Annotated in this window: 13 protein-coding genes and 2 tRNA genes; 5 read left to right on the forward strand and 10 right to left on the reverse strand. The window is 65.5% G+C overall.

Annotated elements, in window-relative coordinates; translation table 11 throughout:
* Positions 1-149: 149 nt before the first annotated feature.
* Both CH276_RS18315 and CH276_RS28535 read left to right on the forward strand, forming a co-directional pair.
* Positions 150-878, forward strand: coding sequence for an IclR family transcriptional regulator (locus CH276_RS18315; protein ID WP_094631797.1), 729 nt, complete (start codon positions 150-152; stop codon positions 876-878).
* 113 nt (positions 879-991) lie between these two features.
* Positions 992-1159 carry a DUF5302 domain-containing protein gene (locus CH276_RS28535; RefSeq protein ID WP_170946045.1) on the forward strand — a complete coding sequence of 56 codons (168 nt, stop codon included), beginning with the start codon at positions 992-994 and terminating at the stop codon, positions 1157-1159.
* 62 nt (positions 1160-1221) lie between these two features.
* Here CH276_RS28535 and CH276_RS18320 read toward each other — a convergent pair.
* Positions 1222-1294 (reverse strand) — tRNA-Glu (locus tag CH276_RS18320).
* A 91-nt stretch (positions 1295-1385) separates the two neighbouring features.
* Positions 1386-1457: transfer RNA gene (locus CH276_RS18325), tRNA-Gln, on the reverse strand.
* A 245-nt stretch (positions 1458-1702) separates the two neighbouring features.
* On the opposite strand from CH276_RS18325, the gene CH276_RS18330 reads away from it, so the two are divergent.
* A complete protein-coding gene (locus CH276_RS18330) occupies positions 1703-3355 on the forward strand; it encodes a bifunctional 3'-5' exonuclease/DNA polymerase (protein WP_094631798.1) in 1653 nt (550 codons plus the stop codon).
* Here CH276_RS18330 and CH276_RS18335 read toward each other — a convergent pair.
* From CH276_RS18335 to CH276_RS18345, 3 genes are read right to left on the reverse strand one after another with little or no spacing between them, the layout of a single operon-like run.
* Positions 3313-4317, reverse strand: coding sequence for a YihY/virulence factor BrkB family protein (locus tag CH276_RS18335; RefSeq protein WP_176459309.1), 1005 nt, complete (start codon positions 4315-4317; stop codon positions 3313-3315). The genes CH276_RS18330 and CH276_RS18335 overlap by 43 nt on opposite strands.
* 46 nt (positions 4318-4363) lie before the next feature.
* On the reverse strand, positions 4364-5839 hold the full coding sequence (gene gltX / locus CH276_RS18340; protein ID WP_094631799.1) for a glutamate--tRNA ligase: 1476 nt from the start codon (positions 5837-5839) through the stop codon (positions 4364-4366).
* A 7-nt stretch (positions 5840-5846) separates the two neighbouring features.
* Positions 5847-6620, reverse strand: a complete 774-nt coding sequence (locus tag CH276_RS18345) for a fumarylacetoacetate hydrolase family protein (protein WP_094631800.1) — start codon at positions 6618-6620, stop codon at positions 5847-5849.
* A gap of 130 nt (positions 6621-6750) precedes the next feature.
* Between CH276_RS18345 and CH276_RS18350 the strand changes: the two genes are divergently transcribed.
* Positions 6751-7974 carry an MFS transporter gene (locus CH276_RS18350; protein ID WP_176459310.1) on the forward strand — a complete coding sequence of 408 codons (1224 nt, stop codon included), beginning with the start codon at positions 6751-6753 and terminating at the stop codon, positions 7972-7974.
* 81 nt (positions 7975-8055) lie between these two features.
* On the opposite strand, the gene CH276_RS18355 is transcribed toward CH276_RS18350, so the two are convergent.
* The 5 genes from CH276_RS18355 to CH276_RS18375 form a co-directional block, all read right to left on the reverse strand.
* Positions 8056-9066 (reverse strand): 3-isopropylmalate dehydrogenase, encoded by a 1011-nt coding sequence (locus tag CH276_RS18355; RefSeq protein WP_094631801.1) that lies wholly within the window; start codon positions 9064-9066, stop codon positions 8056-8058.
* 49 nt (positions 9067-9115) lie between these two features.
* Positions 9116-10711 carry a phosphoglycerate dehydrogenase gene (gene serA, locus CH276_RS18360; RefSeq protein WP_032397759.1) on the reverse strand — a complete coding sequence of 532 codons (1596 nt, stop codon included), beginning with the start codon at positions 10709-10711 and terminating at the stop codon, positions 9116-9118.
* Positions 10712-10896: 185 nt separating this feature from the next.
* Entirely contained in the window at positions 10897-11898 is a 1002-nt protein-coding gene (gene ilvC / locus CH276_RS18365; protein ID WP_170944858.1) for a ketol-acid reductoisomerase, read from the reverse strand.
* Between the two features lie 60 nt (positions 11899-11958).
* Positions 11959-12462 (reverse strand): acetolactate synthase small subunit, encoded by a 504-nt coding sequence (ilvN, locus tag CH276_RS18370; RefSeq protein WP_032397758.1) that lies wholly within the window; start codon positions 12460-12462, stop codon positions 11959-11961.
* Positions 12459-14402 carry an acetolactate synthase large subunit gene (locus CH276_RS18375; RefSeq protein ID WP_032397757.1) on the reverse strand — a complete coding sequence of 648 codons (1944 nt, stop codon included), beginning with the start codon at positions 14400-14402 and terminating at the stop codon, positions 12459-12461. The genes ilvN and CH276_RS18375 overlap by 4 nt, the downstream gene beginning before the upstream one ends.
* Before the next feature lie 257 nt (positions 14403-14659).
* Here CH276_RS18375 and CH276_RS18380 point away from each other — a divergent pair, with 257 nt between their 5' ends.
* The gene (locus CH276_RS18380; protein WP_217901428.1) at positions 14660-15208 is read left to right on the forward strand and encodes a PH domain-containing protein; all 549 of its coding nucleotides are present in this window, start codon (positions 14660-14662) and stop codon (positions 15206-15208) included.
* Positions 15209-15238: the final 30 nt, after the last annotated feature.

A 15238-nucleotide genomic window follows, 5' to 3' on the forward strand; every position in this document is an offset into this window, starting at 1 on the left:
GCTGTCGCGGACCTCGTCTTTCCCTGTCGTCGTCGCGCCGGTGAACGGGCTGGTTCACCTCGCGTGATCGTCTCGACATCATGCCCCCGGCGCGCACCGAAGATGTCGTAGTTGTGCAATCTCAGCATGCGGGAGGCTAATATCGTTCTATGAGACAGCATAGCCCCAATGGCCTCGTCGACAAATCGAGCGGTATCGGTGTCCTCGACAAGGCGATGGCGGTGCTGCACGCGGTGGCCGAGAAGCCCTGCAATCTGGGCGATCTGTGCGCTCGAACGAGCCTGCCCAGGGCCACGGCCCACCGGCTCGCGGTCGGCCTGGAGACCCACCGGCTTCTGGTACGAGATGCCGACGGCCTGTGGCGGACCGGGCCGGGACTGGGCGAGCTCGCGGCGAGCGCATCGGATGCCCTCCTCGATGCTGCTGCCTCGGTACTCCCCCGCCTACGCGAGATCACCGGCGAGAGTGTGCAGATCTATCGGCGCGAAGGAACGGTGCGGGTGTGCGTGGCGTCCATGGAGCCGCCGACCGGACTTCGAGACACCGTGCTCGTCGGAGCACGCCTGCCGATGACGGCCGGGTCGGGTGCCAAAGTGCTTCTCGCATGGGCAGATTCACAGACTCAACGAACAGTTCTGCCCGATGCGGAATTCGGTGAGCGCACCCTCCTCGAGGTTCGACGGCGCGGTTGGGCGCAGAGTGCGGGCGAGCGCGAACCGGGCGTCGCGAGCGTTGCCGCGCCGGTGCGCGACAGCAACGACGCTGTGGTGGCGGCGATCTCGGTGTCGGGACCGATCGATCGAATCGGGCGCAAGCCCGGAGCGCGCTGGGCAGCCGATCTCCTGGCGGCCGCGGACGCACTGCACAAGCGACTCTGAGGCAGGGCGCAGACCTCACGGCCCGAGGAAAACCAGCTGATCGCGCTGCGAGAGTGGGGTACCTTCGTCTCGAGCGGCCTACCCGGCCGGTCGTCGACTGCGAGGAGTCACCCATGCCCGAATCCGGCAGTGAAGAACTGAAGAAGAAATTCCGCGAAGTCCTGGAACAGAAGAACAGCAAGTCCCACAATTCCGTCGAACACAAGGACGGTGGGCCGAAGGTCAACAACGCTCACGGTCCGGCCGACCATCAGAAGATGTTCCGCCGCAAGAGCGTCTGAGACGCCCACACCGAAACGACAACACCCTCCCGATCCACGGATCGAGAGGGTGTTGTCTGTTGTAGCCCCGACGGGATTCGAACCCGCGCTACCGCCTTGAGAGGGCGGCGTCCTAGGCCGCTAGACGACGGGGCCAGGAACTTCACCTGCATTGTTATTCGAGCTTGTAACGCTGAGCCAGCTTAACTGCCTCGGCCTCGGCGACAAAATCGCCTTCACCTGCTCGCTGGGGTACCAGGACTCGAACCTAGAATGGCGGTACCAGAAACCGCTGTGTTGCCAATTACACCATACCCCAATGGACTTGAATCGAACTGCGCATCACGATCGATGTGCACTGCGTTTCGAGCCGGGATAGAGACTATCAAAGGTGACTACCCATTCTGCAAATCGGCTGCTCAGAGCCACCGAAACCGCGCGGCGCAGACTTCGGGGCCGGCCCGAGTCGCTGCTTCGTCGGGCCCCAGGAGCCCCCTCAACGCCTCGTCCGACCAGTGGAGCAGACTTGTTCTCCGTGACCGATCGCAGACCCAGCCGAGTCCGATGAGGGTTCTGCTCGTTCCTCAGGGCGAGCAGGCGGTACTGACGTACCTCGCCGACGACGGCTCGATGCAGAGTGAACCCACGGTGGCCGAGGATCCGGTCGCGGCCGTTGCCGGGCTGGAGCGAGACGAACGGCCGAGGTGGGTGTGGGAGGACACCAGCCGGATCTACCCTCGGTTGCTCGAACGAGGAGTACGCGTACGCCGCTGTCACGATCTGGCCCTGGTCGGTGCGATTCTGGCGATGCGCGCCGGCTCGGCGACTGCCCCTTCGGCTCCCGCCGACCTGCGGCCGGGGCTGTTCGACGCGAACCCCAACTCCGATCCCGCGGCCGTGCTCACCGAGTATCGGCGTCAGCTTCGCGACATCGGTGACGATCGCGCACTGCACCTGCTGGCGGCGGCCGAGTCGGCCGGGGGCCTGGCCGCCGCGGAGATGACCTTCGACGGGTTGCCGTTCTCCGCGTCGGCACATCGCCGTCATCTGGACACGATGCTCGGTGCGCGGCCGCTGGACGGTTCTCCACCCCCGGCTCTCGTCGAGCTCGAGAACCAGATCTCGTCGGCGTTCGGGCGGCGCGTCAACCCTGCCTCTCCCGTGGAGCTGGTGGCCGCGTTCGCGCGCGTCGGTATCGAACTGACATCGACTCGCGCACACGTCATCCGCGACATCGACCACCCGGCAGTTCCGCTGCTGCTGCGCCACCGCGATCTGTCGAAGCTGCACGCTGCGAACGGGTGGGCATGGCTCGACGCGTGGGTTCGCGACGATCGTTTCCGTCCGGTCTATGTTCCCGGCGCTGTGGTCTCGGGCCGGTGGGCCAGTCGCGGCGGAGGCGGCCTGCAGATTCCGAAACCCCTGCGCGCCAGTGTGATCGCCGATCCCGGTTACACCTTCGTGGCCGCCGACGCCGGTCAGCTCGAACCGCGCATTCTCGCTGCGATGTCCGGCGATCCCGGTATGGTCGCCGCGGCAGGCACCGCAGATCTGTATGCACCGGTGGCGGCAGCATCGTTCGGCGGCGATCGCAGCCACGCCAAGGTTGCCGTTCTCGGGGTCCTGTACGGGGCGACCTCCGGCGAGGCGCGTTCGCTGCTGACGCGACTACGGGCCTCGTTCCCCGGTGCCGTCGCACTGGTGGAGGAGGCCGCCCGCGCGGGAGAACGGGGCGAGGTCGTTCGTTCGTGGCTCGGACGGGCCTGCCCACCGCCCTCGCCGCAGTGGTGGTCGGAAGGTGACGCGCACGCGCGGGGCCGGTTCACGCGCAATTTCGTCGTGCAGGCCACCGCCGCCGAGTGGGCGCTGTGCTTGTTGGCCGATCTGCGTGGCCGGTTGGCCGGGAGTGGAGCCCGCAGGAGTGACCCGAATGCCGGGAGCGGAGCCCGCAGGAGTGACCAGAATGCCGGGAGCGGAGCCCGCAGAAGCGACCCGAATGCCGGGACCAGCAGCGAGTTGGTGTTCTTTCAACACGACGAGGTGGTGGTGCATTGTCCCGTCGCCGATTCGGAGCGTGCCGCCGAAGCGATTGCAGCATCGGCGTTGTCGGCAACTCGGCTGATGTTCGGCGACACGGCCGTCCGGTTTCCGATGGAGACGAGAATCGACCGCTTCTACGGCGCTTCGGCTGCCGGCTCGGAGCCGGATTCGGACTGAGCTCCCGGTGGGTCGGCGAACGTCACGTCGATGTCCTCGAACGGCTTGCTGCGTTGTGCTTCTGCCTGTCCGGTGTAGGTGAGTTTGTCACCTTCGGTCAGTTCGACATCGTCGGTGAACGGGGCCAGAAGGGACCGCGGGAACAGCCTGTCGACACGAACCACGTTGATCTCGATGCAGATCACGATCGATACCGAGGTCACGTACAGAAAGGCCAACAGCCCGAGCACGACTGCAAAGACACCGTTCGTCACCGTCGAACTCGCGGCGACGTATTTCACGTACACACCGCCGAACGTCTGCAGTAGCTGCCACGTCAGACCGGCCACTAGGGCTCCCGGGAGTACCTGTCCGATCGACACCGCTCGCACTGTGGCGAGCCGAAACGCAACGACGAACACCCCGACGTACAGCAGCGTTCCGATCACGAAGACGACGAGACCTGATTCCGGGCCGAAATATCCTGCGGCACTGAGCACATTGAGTGCGGTGATAGCCAGTACCGCCAAACCGACGGTGCTCAGCAAACCCAGTCCCCGCACTCGGGCTCGAATCGGATCGGGCCGGAGATTCTTCGGTACGGCCCATGCGGTGTTCATCGCGTTCTGCAGCGCAACGGACACACCGAGCCCGCCGTACAGCGACCCGAGGATACCCACCGTCAGGCCGACCGTTCCGCCACCTATCCGTTCGGGACGCCCCAATTCTTCACCGACCGCCGGGATCTGACCGAGTGCCGAGTTCAGGATCTGTTGTTGCAGCTCCGGGTTGCCCATCAACAGGATGCCCAGAATCACGGAGAAGAGCAGCAGCGCAGGAAAGAGCGAGACGAAGGCGTAGTACGTGATCAGGGCGGCGAGGTAGCCGCCCTGATCGTCGACGAACTTGTACACCACCGCAATGGGATAGCCGAGGACCGGCCGCCTGCGCTGGAGTCGATCCAGTCGATCGGAGACACTCATTCGAGGCCGCCCCCGCGGCCCGCGGTGCGCCTGCGGCCGTGCGCCGTCACGCCACCCGGGCGCGTGCTGCAGCCAAGCGTGCCAGGGTCTTCTCGCGCCCGAGCAGTTCCATGGACTCGTACAGAGGCGGACTGATATGCGACCCGGTCACTCCCACCCGAATCGGGGCGAAAGCCTTGCGCGGCTTGAGCTCGAGCTTCTCGATCAGCGCGTCCTTGAGAGTCGCCTCCAGATCGGCCGTGGTCCAGGTCTGCAACGCCGTCAGCGCGTCGACCGTGGCGTCGAGAACGGGTGCGGCATCGGCACCGAGGTTCTTCGCCGCGGCTGCAGGGTCGATCTCGAAGTCCGCCTCATCGACGAACAGGAACTTCAGCAGTCCCCAGGCATCCGAGAGGACGACGATGCGGGTCTGCACCAGATCGGCCGCGACGGCGAACACCTTCTCGTCGACCGGCTCGGTGAGATGGCCCTGCGCGACGAGGTATTCGCGCAACCGCGCCGCGAAATCGTCAGCTGCCAGCATCCTGATGTGCTCGGCGTTGATCGCGTCGGCCTTCTTCTGATCGAAGCGTGCCGGGTTGGAATTGACCGACGAGATCTCGAATGCCGCCACCATCTCGTCGAGAGAGAAGACGTCGTGATCGTCCGAGATGCCCCAGCCGAGAAGAGCGAGGTAGTTCAGCAGACCTTCCGGAACGAACCCACGATCGCGGTGGATGAACAGATTCGATTCGGGGTCACGCTTGGACAGCTTCTTGTTGCCCTGGCCCATGACGAACGGCAGGTGCCCGAACTCGGGGGTGCGTTCTGCGACGCCGATCCGGATCAGTGCCTCGTAGAGAGCGAGCTGACGAGGCGTCGACGACAGCAGGTCCTCGCCGCGCAGGACGTGGGTGATCTTCATCAGTGCGTCGTCCACCGGATTGACCAACGTGTACAGCGGAACTCCGTTGCCTCGGGTCAGAGCGAAATCCGGTACGGTCCCGGCCTTGAACGTGGTCTCCCCGCGCACGAGGTCGTTCCACGTCAGATCGTGATCGGGCATCCGCAGTCGCACGACGGCCCCGCGTCCCTCGCTTCGATAGGCCTCGCGCTGCTCCGGAGTCAGGTCGCGGTCGAAGTTGTCGTAACCGAGTTTGGGGTCGCGTCCGGCTGCCCTGTGACGGGATTCCACTTCCTCCGGCGTGGAGAACGACTCGTAGGCCTCGCCGGCGTCGAGCAACTGCTGCACGACGGCAACGTGTTGCTCGCGACGCAGCGACTGCCGGTAGGGCTCGTACGGGCCACCCACCTCGGGGCCTTCGTCCCACTCGAGGCCGAGCCAGCGCAACGCGTCGAGCAGGGCGGCGTAGGACTCTTCGGAGTCGCGTGCTGCGTCGGTGTCCTCGATGCGAAAGACGAAGGTGCCGCCGTGATGCCGGGCGAACGCCCAGTTGAACAGTGCGGTTCGGACCAGACCGACGTGCGGGGTCCCGGTGGGCGACGGGCAGAACCGAACGCGGACATCTGTTGCTGTGGTCATGCTCGCCCTACTTCTTCGCTGCGACGGGGTTGGTCAGGGTACCGATTCCCTCGACGGTGATCGACACGCTGTCTCCGTCGGTGATCGGTCCGACTCCCTCGGGGGTTCCGGTGAGAATGACGTCTCCGGGGAGCAGTGTCATCACCGCGGACACCCATTCGATGATCTTCGGAATGTCGTGCAGCAGAAGCGAAGTGCGACTCTGCTGCTTGACCACGCCGTCGACCTCGGTCTTGATCTCGAGATCGGTCGGGTCGAGCGAGGTCTCGATCCAGGGCCCGAGTGGGCAGAAGGTGTCGTGTCCCTTGGCGCGAGTCCACTGTCCGTCGTGCTTCTGGTGGTCACGGGCCGAGACGTCGTTGGCGACGGTGTATCCGAGCACCACCTCGTACGCCTTGGAGGCCGGGACGTCCTTGCACGGGCGGCCGATGACGATCGCCAGTTCACCCTCGAAGTGCACCTCGTTCGAGGACGGTGGCAGCACGATGGGCGCTCCGGGCCCGACGATGGAGGTGTTCGGCTTGATGAAGATCACGGGGTCCTTCGGAGCCTCACCGCCCATCTCGGCCACGTGCGCGGCGTAGTTCTTACCGATGGCGATGACCTTGCTGGCGAGGATGGGGGCGAGCAGTCGCACGTCGGCCAGAGGCCACGACCGACCCGTGAACGTGGGTGTGCCGAAAGGATGTTCGGCGATTTCCTTCGCAGTCTGCGAGTCACCCTCACCTTCGATACTCACGAATGCCACACCATCAGGACTTGCAATTCGACCGAGACGCATGCCGGAAGTCTATCGACCGTCGTTCTCCGCACGTCGACGCCGTCCGATCCACCGATCTTTCGCCGGTGTAAAGTTCGCGTTTATCCACATAGCAAGATCACATGTCCATATTTTGAGACGAAAGGCCGGAATGAGTGACACGAAGCAGTTGTCCAGGATCGGCGAGACGCGACGGTGGTTCATGCTCGTGCTCGGGATGCTCGCGCAGACTGCGGGCGCCGTCTTCATCAACGGTGCTGCATTTCTCATTCCTGCCCTGCACGACGACCGAGGACTCGGCCTTGCGACTGCAGGATTCGTGGTTGCGATGCCCACCGTCGGCATCATGCTGACCCTCATCGCATGGGGCGTGCTCGTCGACCGCATCGGCGAACGTCTCGTTCTGGTGATCGGGCTCGGGCTCACGGCCGCAGCGAGTCTCGGCGCGGTGGTCAGCACGTCCATCCCGGTGCTCGCCGTCCTGCTGCTGGTCGGCGGTATGGCAGCGGCCAGTGCGAACAGCGCGAGCGGACGCGTGGTGGTGGGATGGTTCCCGCCGCATCGCCGTGGACTGGCAATGGGCATCAGGCAGATGTCGGTGCCCCTGGGCGTTGCCCTTGCCGCCCTCACCATCCCACCCATCGCCCGTGACCACGGCGTCGGAGTGGCACTGCTCGTACCCGCTGCCGTGTGCGCTGCGAGCGCCCTGCTGTGCCTGGCGGTCGTCGACCCTCCCCGTCCGAATCGTATCGACGCGGCGGCGCAGGGTCTGCTCGACAATCCGTACCGAGGCAGCAGCCAACTGTGGCGCATTCATGCCACGTCCATCCTGTTGGTGGTTCCGCAGTACGTGGTCTGGACATTTGCACTCGTGTGGCTGATGACCGACCGAGGGTGGACTGCTGCGGCCGCGGGCGTCCTCGTGACCGTCACCCAGATCCTCGGTGCACTGGGCCGGATGAGCGTCGGAGCGCTCTCCGATCGGGTCGGTAGCCGGATGCGGCCCCTACGGTGGGTTGCGGCCACCGCCACCGTCAGCATGCTGGGGCTCGGCATCGCCGACTGGTTCGACTCCCCCGCCGCGATCGTCCTGCTCGTCGTCGCGTCCGTCGCCACCGTTGCACCGAACGGCCTTGCCTTCACTGCTGTCGCAGAGATATCGGGACCGTATTGGAGCGGACGCGCCCTCGGCGTGCAGAACACGAGTCAGTACGTGTTCGCGTCGGCCGTACCGCCGATCTTCGGGGCGCTTGCGACGGTCAGCTTTCCCGTCGCATTCCTGGTGTCGGCGATCTTCCCTGCACTCTCCGTGCCGATCGTCCCCGACGATCCACGTTCCGAGACTCCCGACGAGAATTCCGACAGCGCCGGCTGATCCAGACCTGCGGGGATGCCCGAGAAAAACGACATGCCACGGTGGGCAGTCGGCCCACCGTGGCATGTCGTGACGGCCCTGCTACAGACGCGCTGCGATTCTCGCGCCGATGTCCTTCGTCGACGCGGTTGTGGTTCCTCGCTCGGCGAGATCCGCTGCGACAGCGGCTTCCACCCGCGCCGCACCTGCCGCATCGCCGAGATGATCGAGCAACAACGACACCGACAGGATCGCGGCCGTCGGGTCCGCCTTCTGCTGCCCTGCGATGTCGGGAGCACTGCCGTGCACGGGCTCGAACATACTCGGATTGGTTCCGGTCGCATCGATGTTTCCGCTTGCGGCCAAACCGATTCCGCCGGTCACCGCCGCCGACAGGTCCGTCACGATGTCTCCGAACAAATTGTCGGTGACGATGACGTCGAACCGGCCCGGGTCGGTCACGAGGTGAATCATCGCGGCGTCGATGTGCTGGTACGCGACCTCGACGTCCGGGAACTCGGCCGCGACCTCGTCCACCGTGCGAGCCCACAGGCTGCCTGCGAACGTGAGCACATTGGTCTTGTGCAGCAGCGTCAGATGCTTGCGCCGAGTCAGAGCCCGCTCGAAACCGTTGCGCACCACCCGCTCGACCCCGTAACGGGTGTTGACACTGACCTCGGTGGCCACCTCGTGCGGGGTGCCGATGCGAAGCGCGCCACCGTTGCCGGTGTACGGCCCCTCGGTACCCTCCCGCACGACCACGACGTCGATGTCCTTGTCACCGGCGAGTGGGCCGACGACACCCGGGTACAGCTTGGCCGGACGCAGGTTGATGTGGTGATCGAGCTCGAACCGAGCGCGCAACAGCAGTCCGCGCTCGAGCACTCCGCTCGGAACCGACGGATCACCGATGGCTCCCAACAGAATTGCGTCGTGCTCGCGCAGTTCGGCCAACACCGAGTCCGGCAGCAGTTCCCCGGTGGCGTTGTAGCGACGCGCGCCGAGGTCGTACTCGGTCTTCTCGGCGCCGGGTGCAACGACGTCGAGCACGGCGAGCGCCTCGGTGACGACCTCCGGTCCGATACCGTCTCCGGCGATGACGGCCAGCTTCATCTCACTCCTCGTGATTCTTCGACTTCGTTCGATCGACTGCGAGCGATGCTCAGGACAGGTCGACCAGTTCGATGGTGGACGCGCCGACCGCGGTGGCGATGCTCGCGCTCAACTCCTCCGACACGTCCTTGTCGACGCGCAGCAGAATCGTTGCGCCGTCGCCCTCGGAGTCCTGGCTCAGTGCGGCGGCCTGGATGTCGATGCCGGCATCGCCGAGCAGGGTGCCGATCCGGCCGAGGCTGCCGGGCTGATCCGCGTAGTTGACGATGAGGTTCTTGCCCTCGGCACGGAGGTCGAAGTTGCGGCCGTTGATGTTCACGATCTTCTCGACCTGCGTGGTGCCGGTCAGAGTGCCCGCGACGTTGAGCACCGAGCCGTCGCCGTAGACGGCGCGGATGTCGACCACACTGCGGTGGTTCTCGCTCTCGGACGCGGTGGTGACCTCGGCGGTGACGCCACGCTCCTCGGCGAGCGACGGGGCGTTGACGAACGTGACCGAGTCCTCGATGACGGCGGAGAACAGACCGCGCAGCGCCGAGAGCTTGAGGATCTCGACGTCCTCAGCGGCGAGTTCGCCGCGGACGTCGACCGACAGCGACGTGGGAAGTTCGGTGGACAGAGCGCCGAGCAGCACACCCTGCTTACGCACGATCTCGAGCCACGGCGACACCTCCTCGCCCACGGCGCCACCCTTGACGTTGACGGCGTCGGGCACGAATTCGCCTGCGAGAGCGAGCAGAACCGACTTGGCGACATCGGTGCCCGCCCGGTCCTGGGCCTCGGTCGTCGACGCGCCGAGGTGGGGGGTGACCACGACCTGCGGCAGCTCGAACAGGGGGCTGTCGGTGCACGGCTCGGAGGCGTAGACGTCGATTCCGGCGGCGAACACGTGGCCACTGGTGATGGCGTCGGCCAGGGCCTGCTCGTCGACCAGTCCACCGCGAGCGGCGTTGACGACGATGACACCGGGCTTGGTCTTGGCCAGGGCTTCCTTGCCGATGATGCCCTTGGTCTCCGGGGTCTTCGGGAGGTGAACCGAGAACATGTCGGCGCGCTCGAGCAGCTCGTCCAGGCTCACCAGTTCGATGCCGAGCTGGGCGGCACGCGCAGCCGAGACGTAGGGGTCGTAGGCGATGATGTGGGTCTCGAACGCAGCGAGACGCTGCGCGAACAGCTGACCGATCCGGCCGAGTCCGACGACACCGACGGTCTTGCCGAAGATCTCGACACCGTTGAACTTGCTGCGCTTCCACTCGTGCTGACGCAGAGTGGCGTCGGCAGCGGGGATCTGGCGCGCGGCCGACAGCAGCAGTGTCACCGCATGCTCGGCGGCGGTGTGAATGTTCGACGTCGGGGCGTTGACGACGAGGACACCGCGCTCGGTGGCTGCGGGTACGTCGACGTTGTCCAGGCCGACACCGGCGCGGGCGACGATCTTGAGATTGGTTCCGGCGGCGAGAACCTCTGCGTCGACCGTGGTCGCGGAACGCACCAGGATCGCGTCGGCCTCGGGGACCGCGGCCAGCAGCGCGGGGCGATCCGGGCCGTCGACCCAACGGACCTCGACGCCGTCGCCCAATGCCTCGACGGTGGACGGCGCAAGTTTGTCGGCGATCAGAACGACAGGACGGCCTGGCTGGCTCACGTGAAGAACTCCCTATGTCGGTTCGAGACTGTTGTCGGTGAAAAGTCGGAGCTGGTGCAGCAGAAACAGTTTAGAGGCCGGAGACGTCGAACTGTGACGCCACCTGCCTCACGCATCGAAGGGCACCCCTACGGATGCAGGGGTGCCCTTCGATCAGCATGCGTGAGAACGTGATTCGATGAGAATCAGGCCGTTTCGGTGATCGGGCGATCGACCCAGCTCATCAGGTCGCGCAGCTTCTTGCCGGTGACCTCGATGGGGTGCTCGGCGTTGGCCTTGCGCAGGCCTTCGAGCTCGGTGTTGCCGTTCTCGACGTTGGCGACGAGGCGACGGGTGAACTCACCCGACTGGATGTCGGCCAGGATCGCCTTCATGCGCTCCTTGGTGCCTGCGTCGATCACGCGCGGTCCCGAGAGGTAGCCACCGAACTCCGCGGTGTCGGACACCGAGTAGTTCATCCGAGCGATGCCGCCCTCGTACATGAGGTCGACGATGAGCTTGAGCTCGTGCAGCACCTCGAAGTACGCCATCTCGGGCGCGTATCCGGCCTCGACCATGACCTCGAAGCCCGTCTTGACGAGCTCCTCGGTGCCGCCGCACAGCACGGCCTGCTCGCCGAAGAGGTCGGTCTCGGTCTCTTCCTTGAACGTGGTCTTGATGACGCCTGCGCGCGTTCCGCCGATGCCCTTGGCCCAGGACAGAGCCAGTGCCTGACCTTCGCCCTTGGGGTCCTGGTCGATGGCGATGAGCGCGGGAACGCCCTTGCCGTCGACGAACTGGCGACGCACGAGGTGGCCGGGGCCCTTGGGTGCGACCATGCCGACGGTGACGAACTCCGGTGCCTTGATCAGGTCGAAGTGGATGTTGAGTCCGTGCCCGAAGAACAGCGCGTCGCCGTCCTTCAGGTTGGGCTCGATCTCCTCGGAGAAGATCTTGGCCTGCGCGGTGTCGGGTGCGAGCACCATGATCACGTCGGCCCATTCGGACACCTCGGCGGGAGTGCCGACCTTCAGGCCCTGCTCCTCCGCCTTGGCGCGGGACTTCGAGCCCGCGGCCAGGCCGATGCGCACATCGACACCGGAGTCGCGCAGGCTCAGCGAGTGCGCGTGGCCCTGGCTTCCGTAACCGATCACAGCGACCTTGCGGCCCTGGATGATCGACAGATCAGCATCGTCGTCGTAGAACATCTCGACTGCCACTGTTTGTAACCTTTCCTCTTCGATTTCGCTGAAAATCACGTCCGTCGCTCAGCGCGACGCTGTGATCGATTTCGGTCCACGTCCGACGGCAACGACTCCCGACTGAACTATTTCTCGAATTCCATAGGGGTCCAACATCTTCAGCAACGCATCGAGCTTCGAGCGGGTGCCCGTCGCCTCGACCGTCACGGCCTCGGGAGACACGTCGATCACCTTGGCGCGGAACAGGTTCACCGTTTCGATGACCTCACTGCGCACACTGGCGTCGGCGCGGACCTTGATCAGCACCAACTCGCGAGCCACCGAGGAGTCGTCGTCCTGCTCGACGATCTTGATGACGTTGATGAGCTTGTTGAGCTGCTTGGTCACCTGCTCGAGCGGGAATTCGTCGACGGTGACCACGATCGTCATCCGCGAGATCTCGGGAATCTCGGTACCGCCGACGGCAAGCGAGGAGATGTTGAAACCACGGCGCGAGAACAACGCGGCGACGCGGGCCAGCACACCTGGCTTGTCCTCGACGAGGACGCTGAGGGTATGGCTCGTGCTCACTTGTCGGTGCCTTTCACGTCGTCGATCTGCGGGTGTGGGGCCTGCTCGCGCTCCATGGCCTCGTCGAGGCCGGGCTCGCTTCCCACGGTCTCGTCCTCGTCGAACAGCGGACGGATTCCGCGCGCGGCCATGATCTCGTCGTTGCCGGTACCGGCAGCGACCATCGGCCACACCTGTGCGTCGGCTCCCACGATGAAGTCGATGACGACCGGACGATCGTTGATCGCTCGTGCCTGAGCGATCACCGCGTCGACGTCCTCTTCCCGCTCGCACCGCAGCCCGACGCAACCGAGCGCCTCGGCGAGCTTCACGAAATCGGGGATGCGAACGGCACCGTGGGTACCGAGATTGGTGTTGGAGTAGCGCTCCTCGTAGAACAGGGTCTGCCACTGGCGAACCATGCCGAGGTTGCCGTTGTTGATGAGTGCGACCTTGATCGGGATGCCCTCGACCGCGCAGGTCGCGAGTTCCTGATTGGTCATCTGGAAGCATCCGTCGCCGTCGATGGCCCACACCTCGGCGTCGGGGAGGCCCCTCTTGGCACCCATTGCGGCCGGAACCGCGTACCCCATCGTGCCGAGGCCGCCCGAGTTGAGCCACGTACGCGGCTTCTCGTAGTTGATGAACTGTGCAGCCCACATCTGGTGCTGACCGACGCCGGCGCAGTAGATCGCGTCGGGGCCGGCGAACTTGCCGACCGAGCTGATGACGAACTCCGGTGACATCGATCCGTCGGACGGGCGGTCGTAACTCAGCGGGTAGGTCTTGCGGATGCCGTTCAGGTAGACCCACCACTGCTCGAGATCGAGCGTGGTTCCGGTCGCACGGTCCGCCCGCAGTGCCTCGATGAGCTCGGTGATGACCTCACGGCAGTCGCCGACGATCGGCACGTCGGCGTAGCGGTTCTTGCCGATCTCGGCCGGATCGATGTCGGCGTGGATGACCTTGGCATCCGGTGCGAAGGACGAGAGCTGGCCGGTGACTCGGTCGTCGAACCGGGCACCGAGCGTGATCAGCAGATCGCTCCGCTGCAATGCGGCCACCGCGGCGACGGTGCCGTGCATACCCGGCATGCCGAGGTTCAGATTGTGCGAGTCGGGGAACGCGCCGCGGGCCATCAGAGTGGTCACGACAGGAATTCCGGTCAGTTCGGCCAGCTCGAGCAGCTCCGCCGAGGCGTCGGCCTTGATGACGCCGCCACCGACATAGAGCACCGGCTGCTTGGCGTCGGCGATGTAGCGGGCCGCTTCGCGGACCTGCTTGCCGTGCGGCTTGGTGACCGGACGGTAGCCGGGCAGACGCATCTCCGGCGGCCACGAGAACGTGGTCTGCGCCTGCAGGACGTCCTTGGGGATGTCGACGAGCACCGCACCGGGACGGCCCGAGGCGGCGATGTAGAACGCCTCGGCCATGATGCGCGGGATGTCGGCACCGTCGGTGATGAGGAAGTTGTGCTTGGTGATCGGCATCGTGATACCCGAGATGTCGGCTTCCTGGAAGCCGTCGGTCCCGATGAGACTACGGGCGACCTGGCCGGTGATCGCGACGACGGGAACCGAATCCATCTGAGCGTCGGCGAGTGGGGTGACGAGGTTGGTCGCGCCGGGACCGGACGTTGCCATGCAGACGCCGACCTTGCCGGTCGCCTGGGCGTAGCCGGTCGCGGCGTGGCCTGCACCCTGCTCGTGGCGCACCAGAATGTGGCGCACCTTCACCGAGTCGAAGAGCGGGTCGTAGACCGGGAGAACCGCGCCACCGGGAATGCCGAATACGGTGTCGACGTCGAGTTCTTCGAGGGCCCGAACGACCGACTGTGCGCCGGTGACCTTCTCCGGTGCGACGTGGCGTCGCGATCCGTTGGTCACTGCGTCTGCGGACGGGCTGGCGGCTGTCCCCGACTTACGGGTCGTGGGCCCTGGGCGTGCGGTTGGTGCGCTCACTGATTGCTTCCTCAGGAATGTGAAATTGCTGGGCGATCTCTGGGCAAGAAAAAACCCCCGTCAGCGTGAGCTGTACGAGGGTGGCGCGTCGATGCGAGTTTGAACAACCGGCTCAGGCGTTGACGCGCCGGCCGATTACGAGTATCCAATTCCGCTTCACGCGCTCGACGGTAGGCGCGCGCACAGGGAAGAGTCAAACTCGTCACGACGCAATCCCATTATGTGAGATCGCGTAGATGCAATGCGAAGATGAATGGGTGTCGTCTTCGCAGCAGTCCGAACCACCTCGGCCATCATCCCACACCGCACCCGAGTCACCGAAAGGTGCCGAGGGACCGCAACCACCGACAGCGCAGGTCATTCGAGTCCCACGCCTCGCGCTCCTCGGCGTCGGCCTGTTGCTCTTCGGCACCGGACTGACCGCCGCCAGCTGGCCCCTGGCCATGGGCTGGCTGCTCATACTGCCCATCGTCGCCGGCATCTGGGTGTTTCGGGTGCGCACGGTCGTCTCTCCCGAGGCGATCACGGCGCGACGGTTCGTGGGTTCGGATGTGATCGCGTGGGACTCGGTGGCGGGTCTGCACTTCCCGGACCGTCGATGGGCGCGTGTGGTCCTGACCGACAAGAGCGAGAAGTCCCTACCGCTCGTGCGATTCGACCTACTCCCCCAGCTCGCCGCGGCCAGCGGCGGCCGTATCACCGACCCCTACGCCGCGGCCGCCGCTGCTGCCGCCGCGGAGGATCGGGACCGTGAGGAAGCCGACGACACCGAGGGCGACGGCGAACAGGCACCGAAGGACCGGTAGTCGACGGCGAGTAATCTCCTCGGTGCGAGA

The sequence above is a fragment of the Rhodococcus sp. 06-470-2 genome, from assembly GCF_002258235.1.
Classification (GTDB): domain Bacteria; phylum Actinomycetota; class Actinomycetes; order Mycobacteriales; family Mycobacteriaceae; genus Rhodococcoides.

What these genes read in the sequence shown, in the direction of transcription:
- CH276_RS18315 (WP_094631797.1), top strand. Translation starts at nt 150, where the DNA reads ATGAGACAGCATAGCCCCAATGGCCTCGTCGACAAATCGAGCGGTATC.
- CH276_RS28535 (WP_170946045.1), top strand. Translation starts at nt 992, where the DNA reads ATGCCCGAATCCGGCAGTGAAGAACTGAAGAAGAAATTCCGCGAAGTC.
- CH276_RS18330 (WP_094631798.1), top strand. Translation starts at nt 1,703, where the DNA reads ATGAGGGTTCTGCTCGTTCCTCAGGGCGAGCAGGCGGTACTGACGTAC.
- CH276_RS18335 (WP_176459309.1), bottom strand. Translation starts at nt 4,317, where the DNA reads ATGAGTGTCTCCGATCGACTGGATCGACTCCAGCGCAGGCGGCCGGTC.
- gltX (WP_094631799.1), bottom strand. Translation starts at nt 5,839, where the DNA reads ATGACCACAGCAACAGATGTCCGCGTTCGGTTCTGCCCGTCGCCCACC.
- CH276_RS18345 (WP_094631800.1), bottom strand. Translation starts at nt 6,620, where the DNA reads ATGCGTCTCGGTCGAATTGCAAGTCCTGATGGTGTGGCATTCGTGAGT.
- CH276_RS18350 (WP_176459310.1), top strand. Translation starts at nt 6,751, where the DNA reads ATGAGTGACACGAAGCAGTTGTCCAGGATCGGCGAGACGCGACGGTGG.
- CH276_RS18355 (WP_094631801.1), bottom strand. Translation starts at nt 9,066, where the DNA reads ATGAAGCTGGCCGTCATCGCCGGAGACGGTATCGGACCGGAGGTCGTC.
- ilvC (WP_170944858.1), bottom strand. Translation starts at nt 11,898, where the DNA reads ATGTTCTACGACGACGATGCTGATCTGTCGATCATCCAGGGCCGCAAG.